Genomic DNA, 17,628 nt, shown 5'->3' on the forward strand with positions numbered 1-17,628 from the left:
CCGGTCAGTGCGTCCATGAAGTGCCGGGCGGGCCCCGGAAAATACGTCTCGGTTGCGGCACGGGGGTATCAGCGGATCACCGGCACGCTCTGTCCCGGCGAGCACCCGCGTGTGCGGGGGAAAGGAAGGACCATGTGGACTCGCAAGTTCTGGAAGGACGCCAGCGAGCGCGCCGTGCGCACTGCGGCCGGGGTGGCGGTCGCGACGCTCGGCAGCGGCCTGCTCGTGACCGACTGGGTCACCGCGCTGTCGACGACGGGGATGGCCGTGGTCGCCTCCCTGCTGGCTTCGCTGGCGAGCCAGCTGCCGAACCCGGACGGCTCGGCGTCGTTCGTCCCGCCCGGCGGTGGTTCCTGAACCCCGGCCTCACACCGTCGTCCACTCCGTGAGCACGACGTGCCCGCCGGCGCTGGTGAAGCACAGCCGGAAAGCGCCGGCGGGTTTCGGCCGGATGGCGAACCAGCCGAGCTCGTCGACGGGCAGCCGCCGCACCGGGCCCCGCCGCGGGCGGACCTCGATTTCCCCGGCCCGCGGCGGGGCGATCTGGCCGTGCAGCTCGTCGGCGTCGACCTCGATCCCGATGGTGACTTCGCGCCCGGTGAAGGTGAGCGAGCGCAGCGACGCCGGTTCCGCGCGGGCGCCGGCCGGCGCGGTCGTCGCCGAATCTTCGGTCAGCGTCGCCAGTTCCCCGTCGAGGCCACGCCATTCCAGCGCCGCCTTCCCGGTTTCGCTGAACCAGGCGGGGACCTCGGCTTCGGCCTGAAGCGCGGCACGCAGGTCGGCCAGCAGCTCTTCGTCGCTTTCCCACTGTTCCGCCATCGCGTCACGCTTCCGGAGCGGTCACGTACGGCGCGAGCGGTGCGCTGCGCCGGAGCGCGTCCAGGCACCGCAGGCGGGTGGGGCCGATCCCGCCGACGCGCATGTCGAGCCGGTCCGAAATCTCGGTGTAGGAGGGCCGCGGCTCGCTGAACAACAGCGTCAGCAGCCGGCGGCACCGGTCGGACAGCCCGGCGAACGCCTCGCGCAGCGCGAGGTACTGCTCCTGCTTGAGGACTTCGGCGTCGGCCGCGAGACCGTCTTCGCCGGGGAACCGGTCGTCCGCCACGAGGACCTGCCCGCGCCGTCCGCTGACCACGCGCAGGCATTCCCGCCGGGTGACCGTGACGAGCCAGCCGGGCAGCGCGGCCGGCTCGCGGAGGCTGCCGAGTCCTTCGACCAGCCGCAGCCAGACGTTCGACCCGGCCTCCTCCGCGTCGGCCCGGGAGAGATCGTGGCGGCGGCACACCGACCACACCAGCGGCGCGAACCGGTCCACCAGCGCGTTCCACGCTTCTTGATCGCCGTCCCGCGCTCGCTTCACCAGCGCGGTCACTCCCGGGTCGTCGCGCATGCGGTCCTCCGGGTCAGGTCGGGCGGTGTGCCGTCGCGATCGGGCCACGCAGCACCGCCAGCACCGCCTTGTGCGGTTCCTTGCGGTACTTCCTCAGCTGGTCGGCCACGGCGCCGCTGACGCTCGCCGCCGCGAACGAGGTCCCGCTCCAGGTCGCCTGCCCGGTGAAGGCGGTGATCCCGCGGGACAGCCGGACGGGACCGTCCAGGTAGAACCCGTCGACGTCGGTCCCGTCCGCGATCATCTCGACCCACGGGCGGTCGACGACCGCGAACGAAGCCTCGGTGCTGACGGCCTCGACGTCGGTCATCGCCGCGGGCCAGATGGCCAGCGGCGGGCTCGGCAGGTGCCCGCGGTTGCCCGCCGCGGCCACCACGATCACGTCCGGGTGGGCGGCCCTGACCTTGTCGATCGCCCGCCGGAGGGCCAGCGGCGGCTGCGCGTCGTCGGTCCTGGTCCCGAAGGAGAGGTTGAGGACGTCGATCGGGGTGTCGGCGAATTCGGCGATCTTCCGGGCGGTCTCCCACACCGAATTGCGGCCGGTGCCCGTGTCGAGCCCGGCTTTGACGACGATGTGCGCGTCCGGGGCTTCCTCGTGGATCTTCGCCACGACGAAGGTCGAATGCCCGGCCAGCGGGTCGTAGTGCCCGTTCGCGTCCGGCGACGGCCCCTCCCCCGCCGTCACGATCTCTTCGGTGAACTGCGGCAGCCGGAAGAATGGCGTGTCGACCACGCCGACCCGGATGCTGTCACTGGTTTGCACACCGGGCGTGAACGACGGTTCTTCTTCCAGGGGAATCGGGTCCGCGTACCCTTTGTGCTGCGGGTAACCGATGAAGGTGTCGCGATTCTTGCCGGCCACGGGGATCCGGCCCGCTTCGGCCGCGAACCGGACGCGCAGGTCGTAGAGCAGGACGTCGATGTCGCCGAAGAGGCGGTCGGTCCGCTTTTCGAGCATCTCGATTTCGTTGCGGTAGCCGTATTTCGCCCGTTCGGCGTACGCGGGCAGATCCGTCAGGTCCTTGATCAACGTCAGCCGCAGCCGCTCGTCCTCCTCGGCCGAAGTGGTGCCGTTGCCCCACAATCCCCATTCCGAAAGTTTTTCTTTGACCTGACTGAAGCCGTTCGAGTCGACGATCAGTTCGTCCTGTTGTGCCATGATCCAGCCTTCCCGGCGTCGAGTACCGATATCCGACGGTGGCACCGGTCACGCGTTTGATACCAACACCGGGAAACTGTTCCAGGTACCGCCGAAACGGGGCATGCTTTTCAGCCATGAGGGGATCGTCCGCACTCGAAGAAGCGCTCGCGGCTCTACGCCGCGCGGACACCGACGCCGGCCGGGCCGCACCCGCCGCCGAGCGCGCGCTCCGGCGCGCGACGGCCGAAGCGGACCCCGCGGCGGCCTCGATCGCCGAGCGGGCCTGGGGCCGGGCGAACCTGCAGTGCGGCGACGTCGACAGCGCGATCCGGCACCTCCGGCGCGCGCTCGCACTGGCGTCGGACGCGGGCTCGCCGGTGCTGGCGGGCGAGGCCCGCATCCCCCTCGCCGCGGCGTTGGTCCAGCGGGGGAAACCCGACGAAGCCCTGTCCGAGATCGACACCGCGGTCCCGCAGCTCGACGCGGCCGGCAGCGCGCGGGCGAGGGCCCAGCGCGCCGACCTCCTGCACCAGATCGGGCGGCTCGGCCACGCCCGCGCCGAGTACGAGGCGGCGATCCCGGCGCTCCGCCGGGCGGGCGACACGCTGAACCTGCAGCGCGCGCTGGTCAACCGCGGCATCTTCCACACCGAGCGGCACGACTTCGCCGCCGCGGAGGCGGACCTGCGGGAAGCGGACGGCCTCGCCCGCGCACTGGGCCGCGGCCTGGCGGTCGGCATCATCGCCGAGAACCTCGGCTTCCTCGAGACCCTCCGCGGCGACGTCCCGGCGGCCCTCGCCCACCTCGGCCGCGCGGAGCGCATCATCGGCGACCGCGGCGGCCAGCTCGGCCCGGTGCACTCCGACCAGGCGGAACTGCTCCTGTCGGTGGGCGCCCGCGTCGAGGCAGCCGCGGCGGCCGAGCGAGCGGTCCACGCGTTCACGCGCGAACGCCGCCGGTTGCTCGTCCCGGGCGCGCGCCTGTTACTGGCCCAGGCAGCACACCTGGGCGGAGATTGGCCGACGGCGGAGCACCAGGCCCGGCGCGCCCACCGCGAGTTCACCAGGCAGGACCGCCGCGAGTGGGCCGAGCTCGCCTGGCTCGCGGTGCTGAAGGCCCGCTTAGCCGCCGATGCCCAGGACGCACTTTCACGTGAAAGTGCGGCTTCGCCGCTCTCGCGGGAAGGTGCCGGGGCGCCGCCCGCGCCGGAAAGTGCCGGGCCGCCGCTCACCCGGAAAGGCGTCGGACCGCCGCCTGCCCTGGAAGGCGCGGGGTCGCCGCTCGCCCATAAAGGCGCCGAGGCGCCACTTTCACGTGAAAGCGCGGGTTCGCCGCCCGCGCCGGAAAGTGCCGGGCCGCCGCTCACCCGGGGAGGCAGCGGGCCGCCGCCCGCCCGGGAAGGCGCGGGGTCGCCGCCCGCCCGGGAAGGCGCGGGGTCGCCGCTCTCGCGGGAAGGTGCGGGGGCGCCGCTCCTAAGCGAAAGCGCCGGGACGCCGCTCGCCCAGAAAGGTGCCGGAGCGCCACTCTCCAGCGAAAGCCCCGGCTCGCCGCTCGCCCAGAAAGGTGCCGGGGCGCCACTTTCACGTGAAAGCGCCGGGCCGCCGCTCGGCCGGGAGGGCGCTGGGCCACCGCTCGACCAGGAAGGCGCCGGGCCGCCGCCCGCGCGGGAAAGCGCCGGGCCGCCGCCCGCCTGGAAAGGCGCCGAGCCGCCGCCCGCCCGGGAAGGCGCTGGGCCGCCGCTCGACCGGGAAGGCGTCGGGGTCAGGCTCGCACTTTCACGTGAAAGTGCGGGGGTTGGGCGCCGGGCGCGGGTGAGGGCCGCGCGGGCCGCCGCCATGGTCGGGGTGCTCTCCTCCGCCGGGTGGCCCGCCGCCGCGCTGGAAGCGCGGCTCGTCGCCGCCAGGCTGGCCGAAGACGGGGGTGACCACGACGGTGCCGTCGCCCACCTCCGTGCCGCCGCGGCCGGGACCACCCGCGGTGGCCCCGCCGCCTTGCGGGCGCGGCGGTGGTACGCCCGGTCGGTGCTGGCCCGGAGCGCGGGAGACAGCCGGGCCGCCACGCGCGCGGTCCGGGCCGGGCTGCGGATCCTCGACGAGCACGCCAGTGCGCTCGGCGCCACCGACCTGCGGGCGCGCTCGGCCGCGCACCGGGCCGAGCTCAGCGAGCTCGGCCTGCGCATCGCGCTCGAATCGGGCCGCCCGGCGCGGGTTTTCGAGTGGGCCGAGCGGGGCCGCGCGAACCGGCTCGCGAACCGGCCGCTGCGCCCGCCCGAAGACCCGGAGCTGGTCGCGCTGCTCGCGGAACTGCGGGGGACGCTCGCCCGACTGCCGGGCGGCCACGGCGCGGACCGCGCCCGGCAAGCCCTGCTGGAACGGCAGATCCGCGACCGGGCCCGGCTCAGCCCGGGCGCGCCGCGGCCGCCGGTCCGCCCGGTGAAGCCGGCGGACCTCGCGCTCGGGGACGCCGCACTGGTCGAATTCGTCCAGCTGAACGGCACTTTGCACGCGCTGAGCCTCGTCGACGGCGTGCTCCGGCTGCGCCTGGTCGGCGCCACCGCGGCGGTGGCGTCGTCCGTCGACCGGATCACCTTCGCCCTGCGCCGACTGGCCCACCGCACCGCGCCCGCCGCCGTCCGGGCGGCCGCGCGGCAGCTACTACGCGCCACCGCCGCGACGCTCGACGACGTGCTGCTGCGCGCGTTCCCGGAGCTCGGCGGCCGCCAGCTCGTGGTGGTGCCGACAGGCCCGCTTCACAGCGTGCCGTGGTCGGTGCTGCCGTCGTGTTCCGGGCGGCCGGTGACCGTGTCGCCGTCGGCGACCCTGTGGCATTCCGCGGCGGCCCGCCGTTCAGCGGGACTCGGCGCGGTCAGCGTCGCCGCCGGGCCGGAGCTGCGCGGCGCTTACGAGGAGGCGCAGGCGGTCGCGGCGCTGCACGGCACCACCCCGCTCGTCGGCGACGCCGCCACCGTCGAAGCCGTGCTCAAAGCGGTCGCCACCGCCGACGTCCTGCACCTGGCCGCGCACGGCAGGCTCGCCGTGGACCAGCCGCTGCTGTCCGATCTCCGGCTGCACGACGGGCCACTCGTGGTGCACGACCTCGAACAGCTCGACCGCGCCCCGCGCACGGTCGTGCTGGCGTCCTGCGACAGCGGGCGCTCCGTCGTGTGCACCGGCGACGAACTCCTCGGCCTCAGCGCGACCTTCATGGCGCTCGGCACGGCGCAGCTGGTCGCGTCCGTCGTTCCCGTGCCGGACAGGGAGACCACCCCGCTGATGATCGCCTTCCACCGGAACCTCGCCGCCGGTCAGCCACCCGCCGTCGCGCTCGCGACCGCCCAGGAATCCTTCCGCGACGACGAAACGGGGTCCTTCGTCGCGGCGGCCGGCTTCAGCTGCCTCGGCGCGGGGCACTGAGCCATGACCATCGTCGCCCTCCGCATCCACCCCGCGATCGGGATCGCCCGGATCGGCACCAGCGAACAAGGGTTCATCGGACCGGAACGGCCGTGGCAGCTCGCCGTACCCCCGGACGGCCGGTACCGCGACGATCGGGGCCTGATCAAACGGCAGGGCGCGCGATTCCACGTGTACGCCTTCGAAGACGACGGCACGGTCCGGGAATTGACGGCGGCGGACGCCCGCATCACGTGGACCGTCCACCTGGCCAACCGCAAGGCGGCCGCGCCGAAGTTCCACCCGGGCCGGGAAGTCCTGCGCAACAGCGACTACCCCGCGAACGAACGCGCCGGGCTGATCATCGACGCGGGCGAGCACACGATCTCGGGCCCCGACCGGCCGGCCGTGCCCCTGGACGGCGGGACCTTCACCGTCCACGGGCACGCGCCGGAACCCGTTCGCCTGGGCCACATCCGCACCGACGGCGAGGGCCGCCTCGTCGTGCTGGGCGGCCTCGGCCGGGCCGGATCCCCGACGGGCCACCGGCTCGACGACTCCGGCGACAGCGACGAATGGTTCGACGACGTCTCGGACGGGTTCGTCTCGGCGACCGTCGACATCCCGGGACAAGCCGGTCTTCCCCCGGTCCAGCGCGCGTGGGTCGTCGTCGGGCCACCCAAGTTCGCCCCGCCGGTCGGCAACGTCGTGCGGCTCTGGGACACGGTGTTCGACGCGTTGGCGAGCCAGAAAGCGAAAGTCGCCTGGCCGTCCTATGTCGACGACATCTACCCCGTTCTGCAGGCGGCGTACGACACCGGGGCGGTCATCGCGTCCGCGCGCGGCGCGCACGACCGGTTCCGGCACCCGGTTGAGGCCGCCAAGCTGGTGGCCGACATCGGGCGGCGGACCGCCAAGCGCGGACCCGGTCACATGCCCGACCTCAACACCGACGACCGGCAGAGCGGCGACCTCCGGCTGACCGGCACCCAGCTCGCGATGATCGAACGGTGGGCGGCCGGGCACTTCACCGCCGACTGGCCGCGCGACGCCGGGCCGTCGTTCCCGGAACCCGGCGATGCCGACACCCCGGCGGGGCTCGACAAGGCCGCGCTCGAAAACTGCGTCGGCCGCGCCCTCTACCCGGGCATCGAGGCGGGCGCGTTCCTGCTGGAGCGCACCAACTACGTCGACGACTTCACCGTCGGCGGCGAGCACGTGTCGTTCCGGCTCGGTCCGGCCGTGCGGCCGGGTGACGTGACCGCCGGGATGTCGGTGCCGTGGCAAAGCGATTTCCACGCCTGCCGGAACAACTGGTGGCCGGCCCCGCGCCCGGACCAGGTCACCACCCCGGGCCAGGGGACGCAGAACTGGAACCGGGGCGCGACGGCCGTCGAGGACTTCGTCGGCGGGCGGTGGGCGCGGCTGGGGTTCGTCACCCGGCGGGACGGCGAACTCGTGGAGACCGAACGCACGTTGTGACGTATCAGGACGCCGGTGGCCGCCCCCTGCAGGGTGGGAGGTACCGATGGGAAAGATCGAAGGCGCGGTCGGCCTGCTCGCCATCCTCGCCGGCTGGCTGGGGCCGACACTGCTGGGCGTGGCCGTCGTGGCGGTCATCGTCCTGCTGTTGTTCAAACGGGACAGGTGAGCGCGGACCACCGCGGCACCGGAGACGGAGATCACTCGAAGCGGTGAGATGGAGGTCACCAGGCGGCGCGTTTGACCCTGGTGAGGCGGGGTAATCGTCCGCCGTTCAGGTTTCCTCCGACCAGGAGCCGTTTGATGACCAGCGTCCTGACCGGGAACTCGCGCCCGCTACCCCGGCCGCGTCCCCGTCCGGTCCCGTCCGACACCCTCGCCGAACTCGCCCGCCTGGCCGCACTGGCCGAACTCGCGAGGCGATCGTCCCCGTCCTTGATGCACCACGCGATCCTCGCCGGCACCTCGCCCGCCACGGTCGCGGCGGCCGCCCAGGTGGACGTCGCCGAAGCCCACATCCGCTGGCACGAGTGGGCCGACACGGCGGTGGGCCGCGACGAGTACGTCCGAGTGCACACGGCGTTCGCCGAAGCCATCGTCGCGCGCCACGACGCGCTGGAGGAGTGACCGTGCCCGTGACCACCGGCGAGACGACGCTGGCCGACCTGGCCGCTCTGGAGCAGGCCGCGACCGAGCTGCTCGACCAGATCACCGAGCAACTGGCGACCGCCGCCACCCGGCGCTGACTCCGCGCCGCCGACGACCGGTTCGAATTTGAACACCGGGGTACCGTTGTCCCCATGGGTGGTTCGCTGAACGCGCAGGAACAGCAAGCCTGGAACGCGTTCCGCAGCAGTTTCACCCTGCTCCACCAGCGCATGGACCAGCAGCTCAAACGGGACGCCGGCCTGTCCCACCTCCAGTACGAGATCCTCGCCCGGCTCGGCGCGGCCCCCGACCGCGAGCTGCGGATGGCCGAACTCGCCTGCGCCGTCTCCAACTCCAAGAGCGGGCTGACCTACCAGATCGGCCAGCTGGAGCAGGCCGGGCTCGTCCGGCGGCGCGCGTGCGACAGCGACGTCCGCGCCGTCTACGCCGTGTTGACCGACGAAGGCGCGACCCGGCTGGACCAAGCCACCCCCGGGCACGTCGCGCTTGTGCGGGAGCTGTTGCTCGACGTCCTCACCCCGGAGCAGCTGAACGCGCTGGCCGAGGGGCTCGGCGAGGCCAACCGCCGCATGGTGGCGGCCGAGGTCTGCCCCTGAGTGACCTGTGTCACTTCTGCCGCCGGATCGGCTCGATTCCGGAACCCGTTCCGCCCCTTCCGTGAACAGCTGAGGACACCGGCGACGGCGGAAGGCGGGCGATGACCCGGGAAGACACGGAAGACGACGACGCGAGCGTGATCACGCGGTCACGGCGGGAGCCCGGCCTGTTCGCCGTGATCTTCGACCGCCACGCGCGGCACATCCACCGCTACCTGGTCCGGCGCCTCGGCCCGGCGGCCGCGGACGACGTCCTCGCCGACACGTTCCTCATCGCGTTCGCCAAGCGGGCGAAGTTCGACGTGGCGCGGCCGGACGCCCGGCCGTGGCTCTACGGCATCGCCACGAACCTCGTCTCGCGGCAGCGGCGGGCGGAGGTGCGCGAGCTGAAGCTCCGGCTGGCCGTCGGGCCGCCGCCCGCCGAAGCCGGGCACGACGAGCACGTCGCCGACCGCGTCAGCGCCCAAGCCCTCGGTGAGCGGCTCGACCGGGCGCTGGCCGCGCTGCGGCCCGGCGAGCGGGACGTGCTGCTGCTCGTCGCCGCCGAAGGGCTCGGCTACGCCGAAGTCGCCGAAGCGCTGGCGATTCCCGTCGGCACCGTGAAGTCGCGGCTCAGCCGCGCCCGCCACCGCGTCCGCGCCGAACTCGGCGCCTTCGACCTCGTGAAGGAGACCTCCGACCATGGATGACCTGGACCTGATCCGCGAGCGCGCGGACGCCGTCGGCCTCGCGGCGGCGGAAGACCTCGCTCCCGCCCGGGAACGGCTGCTGGCCGCCGCGCGGGCCGGGCGCCCGCGACGGGCGAGGCGCTGGTTCTGGACGGCGGGGGCCGCCGCCGGGCTGGCCGCGGGCATCACCGCCGTGGTGGCGCTCGCCCCGGCCGGCGAGACCGGGGCCGGCGTGGGGGTCGGCGTCGCGCAGGCCGATCCGGTGCGGGTGCTCACCGAAGCGGCGGCCGCGGCGCTCGGGGAACCGGGCACCCCGCCGCGGCCGGACCAGTTCCTGTACGTGAAGACGGAGTTCCCCGACCACCACGTCCGCGAGGTGTGGTTGTCGGTCGACGGCACCCGCGACGGCCTCATCGACGACACGAAGGTCCCCGGCTGCCGCGACGGCAAGGCACCCATCTACGGCGCCAACGACCCGAGCAAGGAGGGCACGCTCGAGGACTGCCGTCCCTCCCCCGCCTACCGGACCGACCTGCCGACCACCGCGGACGCGATGTCCGCCTACCTCGACGACCACCACAGCGGCGAGAAGGGCGACGTCAACGCGCTGGGCAAGGACGTGATCACGCTCGCTTACGAGCAGGCCCTCCCGCCCGCTTCCGCCGCGGCGCTGTTCGAGGCGGCGGCGAAGGTACCCGGCCTGACGGCGCTGGACCACGTCACCGACGGCGCCGGCCGCCCGGGCGTCGGGATCACCTGGCCGGTCCCGCCCGGCTCGTCGCCGCGGGCCCAGCCGGAACTGCTCGTCTTCGACGCCACCACCCACCGGTTCCTCGGCACCCGCGGGAGCGCGGTGACCGCCAAGGCGTTCGTCGACCAGGCCGGGCAACGCCCCTGACCGGCGCCGACGCGGTTCGCGCGCGAAACGCGCAACCGTTCCGGGCTCCCACCCGTGTATCAGAGGTGTGAGGACTTCTTCGCAACGACGGCGGCTCTTCCGGCCGCGGGCGACCGCCGTCGCGGTGCTGGCCGGGGCCGGGCTCGCGTTCGCGCACACGACCACGGGGCTGACGGTCGCGGGGTCCGTCCTGGCCGCCGCGGCCGGCGGGCACGGCCTGCCCGACCCGGCGGCCGCGGCACCGGCTCCGGTCACCACGACGCCCCGGCCCGCCCCGAACCCGACCCTGCCCTTCAACGCGAAACTGACCTCGGCCGACATCCCCGTCGCGGGCGGCGGGGTGCGCGACGGCGCCTGCAGCGGCGCGCTGGTCGCGCCGCAGTGGGTCGTCACCGCCGGGCACTGCTTCCACGACCTGGCCGACACCCGGATCGGCGGACGGCCGCCGTACACGATGAAGGTGACCGTCGGGCGTCTGAAGGACACCGATCCCGGCGGGCACACCGCCGAGGTCGTCGACGTCAAGCAGTCCCCGGTGAACGACCTCGCGCTGGCGAAGCTCGACCTCGCGATCAACGACATCGTGCCGGTCGCGCTGAACGAAAAGCGGCCCGTGGTGGGCCAGGAACTGCAGTTCGCCGGCTGGGGTTCGCACTCGGCGACCGTGCTCGGGCCGTCCGACCACCTGAAACGCGGGCGGTTCACGGTCTCGCGGATCGGCCAGTCGACCCTGGAAGCCCTGCCGGTGGGCACGCGCACCGTCGACAACGGCCCGTGCCCGGAGGATTCGGGCGGCCCGTTCTTCGTCTCCGGCGACGACCGCACCGGGACGCTCGTGGCCATCGTCAACACCGGGCCGCCGTGCCCGCAGCCCGGGGCCGAGACGATCGCGCGGGTGGACGTCGTCGCGGATTGGATCCGCGACCAGACCGGGTGACCCGCACCACCCCCTGTCACACCGCCCGTGGCTCCGGTGTCTTGAGGCCGACACACGAGCTGAGGAGACACCGATGACCCGGAACACCGAAGTGGTCGTGCTCGGCGGCGGGTACGCCGGCGTCATGGCCGCCAACCGGCTGACGCAACGCGACGACGTGACCGTGACCCTGGTCAACCCGCGCCCGGAATTCGTCGAACGGATCCGGCTGCACCAGGTCGCGGCCGGCTCGGGCGAGGCGACCGTCCGGTTCGGGGACGTCCTCGCCGAACGCGTCCGGTTGCGCGTCGGCACCGCCACCCGGATCGACGTCGCCGGGCGCCGGGTGGAGCTGGCCGACGGCGGCACCGCGGCGTACGACTACCTGGTCTACGCGGTGGGCAGCGGCAGCGCCGTGCGGGACGTTCCGGGCGCGGCGGAGTTCGCGCACCCGTTGACCACCCTCGAAGAGGCTCGGCTGCTGCGGCCGGTGGTGGCGGACGCGGCCGCGGTGACCGTGGTCGGAGCCGGTCCGGCCGGCATCGAGGTCGCCGCCGAACTGGCCGAGGCGGGCCGCGCGGTGACCCTGGTCTGCGGCGGCCCGCTCGGCCCCTACCTGCACCCGAAGGGCAGGCGCGTGGTGGCCCGGCGGCTCGCCGCGCTCGGCGTCACCGTGCTCGACGGCCCGGGCAGCACCGTCGGCGCCGTGACGCGGGAGGCCGTGCGCCTCGGCGACGGCCGCGTGGTGCCGAGCCCGGTGACCGTGTGGACCGCCGGGTTCGGCGTGCCCGACCTGGCCGCGCGCAGCGGGCTGAGCACCGACGCCGCCGGGCGGCTGCGCACGGACGAGACGCTGACGAGCGTCGACGACGACCGCGTCGTCGCGGCCGGGGACTCCGCCTCGCCTTCGGACCTGCCGTACCGGATGGGCTGCCAGTCCGCGGTCCAGCTGGGCCCGCAGGCCGCCGAGACCGTGCTGAGCAGGCTGCGCGGCGAGCGGCCCGCGCCCGCCGAGGTCGGGTTCGCCGGCCAGTGCCTCAGCCTGGGCCGGCGGGCCGGGCTCTTCCAGTTCTCGCGGCGCGACGACACCGCGATCGGGCTGCACCTCGGCGGCCGCCCCGGCGCGTGGCTCAAGGAACTGGTCTGCGCGAGCACCGTCAAGCAGCTGGCGGCGGAGGGCCGCAAACCGGGCGCCCGCAAGTGGTGGGTCAAGGACGCCCGGCGCGAAGAGCTGCTCCGCGCCGGGGCGCCCGCCGGCCGGTGACCGGGGGGAGCCGGGCGGCGGCGCCCGGGACGCGGGCGCCGCCGCCCGGGTTCACGGGGCGCCGGTGATGACGAACTGCGAACCCGGCTCGACGACGACGTTGCCCGCCGACGAGTTCGTGATCGTCACGTTCGACAGGCTCGCGCTGCCGCGGGCGCCGCTCATCGCGAGGATGCCGGCCCCGTTGTTCGACTTGTCGATCTTGACGTTCGCGACCGCTACGGTCATGGTCCCGCCGCCGGTCTTGAACTGGATGCCGTCGTAGGTGGAGTCGTGGATCTCCGTGTCCCGCAGCGTCACCCCGGTGATGTCCTTGCCCTGCGCGAAGAACGTGATCGCGCCGAACTCCTGCTGTTCGCCCCAGAACACGCCGCCGCAGCGGTAGAGGGCGTTGTTCGCGATCAGCGTCTGCCCGGAGAACGGCAGCGGGTCGTGGTCGGTCGCCAGCATGATCCCCGGGTAGTTCATCGTGTCGGACACCAGGTTGTTCTCGATCTTGTTGCCGTAGCCGCCGTAGATCGCGATGCCGTTGGCGCGCCACGGGAGCTGGATGGTGTTGTTGGTGAAGGCGTTGTCGTGCGCGATGTCCACCGACGGGTCCTTCACGTACTGGTTGGCCCACACGGCGAGTGAGTCGTCGCCGGTGGTGCGGAACGACGAGTCGAACACCTTCGAGTTCCGCGTGCCGTTGGTGAAGTTGATGCCGTCGGCGTAGGTGTCGCGGATCCGCATGCCGCTGAACTCCAGGCCGTCGGCCGGGCCCCACAGCTCCGGCTTGTTGCTGTAGTCGCGGCCGACCCACACGCCGACGTTGGCGTGCTCGATCCAGACGTTCGAGATCTTGGTGCCGGTGCCGAAGCGGCCGTTGAGGCCGACGCCGCCCTCGGCGTTGCCGTCACCGCCGCGGATCCGACCGGAACCGAAGATGGCGATGTCGGATATTTGCGTGTTCTTGTCGATGTCGAAGCCGAAGTTGCCTTCGTGCGGGTGGTTGATGGTGCCCGCGTCCTGCGGCTGGATCAGCGAGTACAGCTGCGAACGCCACATGCCGGCACCGCGGATGGTCACGTTGGAGATGCCGATCTGGTTGTACTGGCCGCCGCCGTTGGGCACGGTCGGGTCGTCGGTCAGGATCTTCGCCTCCTGCCGCCACTGACCTTCGGGGATCCAGACGCAGGCGATCACGCCGTTCTGGTCGTCGGTGACCGCGCGCTGGATCGCCGGGGCGTCGTCGACGCCGTCGTTCGGCACGGCGCCGTACTCGGTGATGGACGTGCACCCGGCGGGCTTCGGCAGCGCCGGCGCGACCTGCTCCAGGTCGACCAGGTCGATGACGTAGTAGGCCGCGCTGTCGCCGTTGTCCCGCTGCAGCTTGAACTTCGTGCCCGCCGGGTAGGACTGGCTCAGCAGGGCGTGCGACTCGTCGAACAGCCGCCGCGCGTTGGCCTGCGGCGTGTTCGTGAGGCCTTCGGGGTCGTCGGTGGTGCCGTAGAGCCAGCTGTGTTTGGACGACAGCGTCAGCTTCTGCGCGAAGGTGCCGTTGACGTACAGGCTGAGCGTGAAGTCCTGGCCACCGCCGCCGGCCGCGTCGGGCACCGAGTTGCGGACGACGATCGAGTTCGCCTGGTTCACGGAGGTGAACTCGACGTACTGGCCCTGGTTGGCCAGCCGCACCGAAGCGCGGCCCGAGGACTCGGTCGCGAAGTTCGTGTGGCCGAACGTGCGCAGCGGGTCGGCTTCGAGCAGCTGTCCCTGGTACTGCGCGGCTTCCGCTTCGTACTCGGTGTACGGCAGGGCCGCGCCGCGGCCGACCACGATCGAGCGGGAGAGCCCGTTGTTGGACTCGTTGGTCTCCGCGACCGCGTTCGCCGCATCGGCGGTGGCGGTGAGCGTCGCGCCGCCGGCGGCCGCGGTCCACGTGCCGGCGATGGCGACGTCCACTGTGGACCCGGCCGTGACGGCGGGTGTGGTGCCGGTCAGGGTGGTGGATCCGGCGGTCAGCCGGGTCACCGAGGCACCCGCGGTGCTGGTGCCCCGGTTGTGCACGGTCACGGTGAACGACACCGCCGTGCCGGCCGCCGGGTTCGGCGGGTTCGACGTGATGCCGGTGACCTCGAGGTCCGGCCCCGGCGCCTGCGCGACGACGAGCGGGGCGGGCGCGGTGAAGGTGTTGTTGGTGTCGTTCTGCTCGACCACCGCGTTCGCCGGGTCGACGGTCGCGGTGACGCTGTAGCTGCCCGGCGGCCGGGTGCCCGCGGGCACGGTGACCGTGGCCGACGCGCCCGCGGCGAGCGCACCGACGGCGGCGTTGCCGACGACCGTGCCGCCGAGGGCGACGTTGACGGTCGTGGCGGGCGAAGCCGCGGTACCCGCGTTCTTCACCGTCGCCGAGACGGTGACCTGGCTGGTCTCGTCCGGGTTCGCCGGCGTCCAGGTGGTGCCGGTGACGACCAGGTCGGGGTTCGGCGCCGGCGTGCCGAGCACCTGGAACTCCGCGACCTGCGCGCCCGGCGCGCCGGAGTTGGCGAAGAACTGCAGCCGCACCTCGGCGGCGCGCCCGGTGAGCGGGACAGTCACGGCGTTCTGGCCGGCCGCCGGGTCGAAGCGGTAGTCGGCGCGGGCTTTGAGCGTGGTGAACGCCGTAGCGCCCTGGTCGCGGCCGAGCACCTCGAAGTTCTGCGTCCGCGCGCCCCACACCGGGTCCGGGTTGAGCTGCACGACGACGGCGTCGAGGTCGGCGCCCGCGCCGAGCTTCACGGTCAGCGAGTTCGGGTAGCCCGCGGCGGATTCCCAGTACGTGCCGGTGGTGCCGTCGTTGGCGTTCGCGGGGACGAAGGAGAAGACGCTCGAGGTCGCCTCGATCGGCTTCCCCGCGGCGAGGTTCTGCCCGGCTTGGGTGCCCTGGCGCACGACGTGGGTGCTGTCGGCGGACTCGTGCCCGGCGGCGTCCTTGGCCCGCACGAAGTACTCGACGCGGGTGCCCGCGGGCCGCGTCTCGGTGAACGTGGTGCCGGTGACGGTGGTGACCGGGGTGCCGTCGCGGTAGACGGTGTAGCCGGTGACGCCGACGTCGTCGGTCGAGGCCGACCACGTGAGCCGGATCTGGCCGGCGGCAGGCTCGGTCAGCGCGAGGTTGGCCGGCGCGGTGGGCGCCTGCGTGTCCCCGGCGTCCGGGCCGTAGAGCTCGAATTCCGAGAGCTGCGCGGCGGGCCACTGCGTGTTCGCGGTGATCTGCAGGCGCACATACCGGGTCGTCGCGGTCACCGGGATGGTGACGGTGTTGGCGCTCGGCGCGAACGCGTAGCCGCTCGAGGCGACGAGGTCGGTGAACGCGGTCCCGTCGGTGCTGCCGCGCACGGCGAGGGTCTGGGTGCGGGACTCCCAGGTGGCGGGCAGTTTCAGCACGATCCGCGAGAGCGGCTTCGCCGAGCCGAGGTCGGCCTGGAGCCACTGCGGGAACGCGTTGTTGGCGGACTCCCAGTAGCTGGCCTGGTTCCCGTCGACGGCGTTCGCGACCGGGTAACCGGGCAGCGCGCTGCTCGCCGACACCGTGCGGGTCAGCGGCACGTCGGCGGCGGCCGTTGCGGTGGCTGCGGTGGCTGCGGCGGTGGGTGGCGGGCCGCCTGCGGCGGAGGCGAGGGAGAGCCCGGTGACGGACAGCCCCACGGCGAGGAATCCGGCCAGGAGCCGGGGCAAGCGCATGCGTGTCATGGCGTCTTCTCTTCGTCGAGAGCGGCAGGGGAGGGAGCGCGAGCCTCACGAGCATGCAACAACGAGGAGACAACATGCAAGAACTTGACATGATTCGGAAATTTGACGACTAGCCGTCAGGGCGTGCGGAATCGCCGCCCGATCTGTCCGGAACGCGGGTGGGTCAGTCGAAGGAGAGCGCGGTGAGCTCTTCGACGAGCAGCAGGTCGGGGTCGAACTTCATGCCCGCGAAGTGGCCGGCCAGTTCCAGGGACAGCACGCCGTGCAGCCGGGTCCAGAAGGACAGCGCGCGGTGCAGGGCCCCGGCCGGAACGGCGCTGTCGCCCGCCCACTCGCGATGGGTCTCGAGGTGCTCGTCGAACGGTGACGGGACCTCCGCCTCCGGCAGTTCCGCGCAGGCTTCGATCAGCACCGCCATGACCTCGTTCGAGAGCGCGGTCGTGTCGGCGGGCGCGTGGTAGCCGGGGACGGGCGTGCCGTAGATGAGGAAGTACCGCTGCGGATCACTGCGCGCCCAGTCCCGGATGACGTGCGCCAGCATGGCGAAGCCCTGGCCGCGGACCGTCCGGACGGCGTCGGCGAGGCTGCGGTAGGCGTCGCGGATGAGCGCGGTGATCAGCTCGTCCCGGCTCGCGAAGTACCGGTACAGCGCCGGGCCGCTCATGCCCACCTGCTTGGCGATGGCGTTGAGCGACAGCGCGGGCACGCCGGCCGCGGCGATCTGCTCCCAGGCGTGCCGCTTGATCTCTTCACGCACTTGGGCGCGGTAGCGCTCCCGCGGGCTCTCGGTCACGGTTAGAGGGTATCACTTTTCCTATTGACACTCACTCGACGTCGGTTATAGCTTCTAACCATCACGACAAGCCGTAACTTCGAGGAGAACCCCATGACCCGCTGGCGCACCGCCTTGCTCGCCCTTCCCCTGGCCGCCGGCCTGCTCGGCATCGCGGCACCGGCCGCTTCGGCCGCTTCGGCTCCCGCGCCGGTCACCTGCCGCGGCGAGGGCATCGACCCCGCCGCGCAGCTGCACCACCGGACGGAGACGCTGGTGCACGCGCCGCCGGGCGCGGTCTGGAACCTGCAGACCGACGTCGCGGGCTGGCCGTCGTGGCAGAGCGCCGTCAGCACCGCGAAGCGCCTCGACGCCGGCCCGCTGCGCCCGGGCTCGCGGTTCCGGTGGACGACCCCGGTCCCGGCCACCCCCGCGACGCCGGCGACCACGCTGGTCATCACCTCGACCGTCCACCAGCTCCAGCCGGGCCGCTGCGTCCGCTGGAGCGGCCCGGCGATCGGCGATGGCCTGCGCATCGACCGCGGCGTGCACGTCTGGACGTTCACCCCGGTCCGCGGTGGCGTCCTCGTCCGCACCGAGGAGAGCTGGACGGGCGAGCAGATCGAAGCCGACCCGGCCACCGCGATGCGGTACCTGGCCCCCGGCCTCGACGCCTGGCTGGCCGACCTCAAGACGACCGCCGAAGCCCCTTGCCACCGCTGAGCCACG

The 17,628-nt window shown here is 73.1% G+C and carries 16 protein-coding genes; 11 read left to right on the forward strand and 5 right to left on the reverse strand.

What is annotated here, in order from left to right:
• The first annotated feature begins 132 nt into the window (after window positions 1-132).
• Window positions 133-357, forward strand: a complete 225-nt coding sequence (locus SD460_RS30445; protein ID WP_290062248.1) for a holin — start codon at window positions 133-135, stop codon at window positions 355-357.
• 9 nt (window positions 358-366) lie between these two features.
• Here the strand turns inward: SD460_RS30445 and SD460_RS30450 are convergent, their stop codons facing one another.
• Genes SD460_RS30450 through SD460_RS30460 form a run of 3 tightly spaced genes read right to left on the reverse strand, consistent with a single transcriptional unit; the run spans window position 367 to window position 2,549 of the window.
• Window positions 367-819 (reverse strand): hypothetical protein, encoded by a 453-nt coding sequence (locus SD460_RS30450; protein ID WP_290062249.1) that lies wholly within the window; start codon window positions 817-819, stop codon window positions 367-369.
• Between the two features lie 4 nt (window positions 820-823).
• Window positions 824-1,390: an RNA polymerase sigma factor gene (locus tag SD460_RS30455; RefSeq protein WP_290062250.1), complete on the reverse strand. Its 567-nt coding sequence runs from the start codon at window positions 1,388-1,390 to the stop codon at window positions 824-826.
• Window positions 1,391-1,403: 13 nt separating this feature from the next.
• Window positions 1,404-2,549, reverse strand: coding sequence for a S8/S53 family peptidase (locus SD460_RS30460; RefSeq protein WP_290062251.1), 1,146 nt, complete (start codon window positions 2,547-2,549; stop codon window positions 1,404-1,406).
• 116 nt (window positions 2,550-2,665) lie between these two features.
• On the opposite strand from SD460_RS30460, the gene SD460_RS30465 reads away from it, so the two are divergent.
• From SD460_RS30465 to SD460_RS30505, 9 genes are all read left to right on the forward strand, one after another.
• On the forward strand, window positions 2,666-5,944 hold the full coding sequence (locus tag SD460_RS30465; RefSeq protein ID WP_318307080.1) for a CHAT domain-containing protein: 3,279 nt from the start codon (window positions 2,666-2,668) through the stop codon (window positions 5,942-5,944).
• A 3-nt stretch (window positions 5,945-5,947) separates the two neighbouring features.
• Window positions 5,948-7,405 carry a LodA/GoxA family CTQ-dependent oxidase gene (locus tag SD460_RS30470; protein ID WP_290062527.1) on the forward strand — a complete coding sequence of 486 codons (1,458 nt, stop codon included), beginning with the start codon at window positions 5,948-5,950 and terminating at the stop codon, window positions 7,403-7,405.
• A 46-nt stretch (window positions 7,406-7,451) separates the two neighbouring features.
• The gene (locus tag SD460_RS30475) at window positions 7,452-7,574 is read left to right on the forward strand and encodes a hypothetical protein (RefSeq protein ID WP_290062528.1); all 123 of its coding nucleotides are present in this window, start codon (window positions 7,452-7,454) and stop codon (window positions 7,572-7,574) included.
• Between the two features lie 134 nt (window positions 7,575-7,708).
• Window positions 7,709-8,032 carry a hypothetical protein gene (locus SD460_RS30480; RefSeq protein ID WP_318307081.1) on the forward strand — a complete coding sequence of 108 codons (324 nt, stop codon included), beginning with the start codon at window positions 7,709-7,711 and terminating at the stop codon, window positions 8,030-8,032.
• Between the two features lie 173 nt (window positions 8,033-8,205).
• On the forward strand, window positions 8,206-8,670 hold the full coding sequence (locus SD460_RS30485; protein WP_290062533.1) for a MarR family winged helix-turn-helix transcriptional regulator: 465 nt from the start codon (window positions 8,206-8,208) through the stop codon (window positions 8,668-8,670).
• 101 nt (window positions 8,671-8,771) lie between these two features.
• Window positions 8,772-9,359, forward strand: coding sequence for an RNA polymerase sigma factor (locus SD460_RS30490; protein ID WP_290062535.1), 588 nt, complete (start codon window positions 8,772-8,774; stop codon window positions 9,357-9,359).
• On the forward strand, window positions 9,352-10,236 hold the full coding sequence (locus SD460_RS30495) for a CU044_5270 family protein (RefSeq protein ID WP_318307082.1): 885 nt from the start codon (window positions 9,352-9,354) through the stop codon (window positions 10,234-10,236). Before SD460_RS30490 ends, SD460_RS30495 begins: the two co-directional genes overlap by 8 nt.
• A 67-nt stretch (window positions 10,237-10,303) precedes the next feature.
• Entirely contained in the window at window positions 10,304-11,173 is an 870-nt protein-coding gene (locus tag SD460_RS30500; RefSeq protein WP_318307083.1) for a S1 family peptidase, read from the forward strand.
• Between the two features lie 73 nt (window positions 11,174-11,246).
• Window positions 11,247-12,416: an NAD(P)/FAD-dependent oxidoreductase gene (locus SD460_RS30505; RefSeq protein ID WP_318307084.1), complete on the forward strand. Its 1,170-nt coding sequence runs from the start codon at window positions 11,247-11,249 to the stop codon at window positions 12,414-12,416.
• A gap of 51 nt (window positions 12,417-12,467) precedes the next feature.
• Here the strand turns inward: SD460_RS30505 and SD460_RS30510 are convergent, their stop codons facing one another.
• Together SD460_RS30510 and SD460_RS30515 are read right to left on the reverse strand one after the other, a co-directional pair.
• Window positions 12,468-16,118 (reverse strand): CARDB domain-containing protein, encoded by a 3,651-nt coding sequence (locus SD460_RS30510; protein ID WP_438860854.1) that lies wholly within the window; start codon window positions 16,116-16,118, stop codon window positions 12,468-12,470.
• Between the two features lie 172 nt (window positions 16,119-16,290).
• The gene (locus SD460_RS30515) at window positions 16,291-16,920 is read right to left on the reverse strand and encodes a TetR/AcrR family transcriptional regulator (protein ID WP_290061884.1); all 630 of its coding nucleotides are present in this window, start codon (window positions 16,918-16,920) and stop codon (window positions 16,291-16,293) included.
• Between the two features lie 93 nt (window positions 16,921-17,013).
• On the opposite strand from SD460_RS30515, the gene SD460_RS30520 reads away from it, so the two are divergent.
• Complete coding sequence (locus tag SD460_RS30520; protein WP_318307086.1) at window positions 17,014-17,622, forward strand: SRPBCC family protein; 609 nt, start codon at window positions 17,014-17,016, stop codon at window positions 17,620-17,622.
• The last annotated feature ends 6 nt before the right edge of the window (window positions 17,623-17,628 follow it).

This window comes from Amycolatopsis solani (assembly GCF_033441515.1).
GTDB classification, from domain to species: Bacteria; Actinomycetota; Actinomycetes; order Mycobacteriales; family Pseudonocardiaceae; genus Amycolatopsis; species Amycolatopsis solani.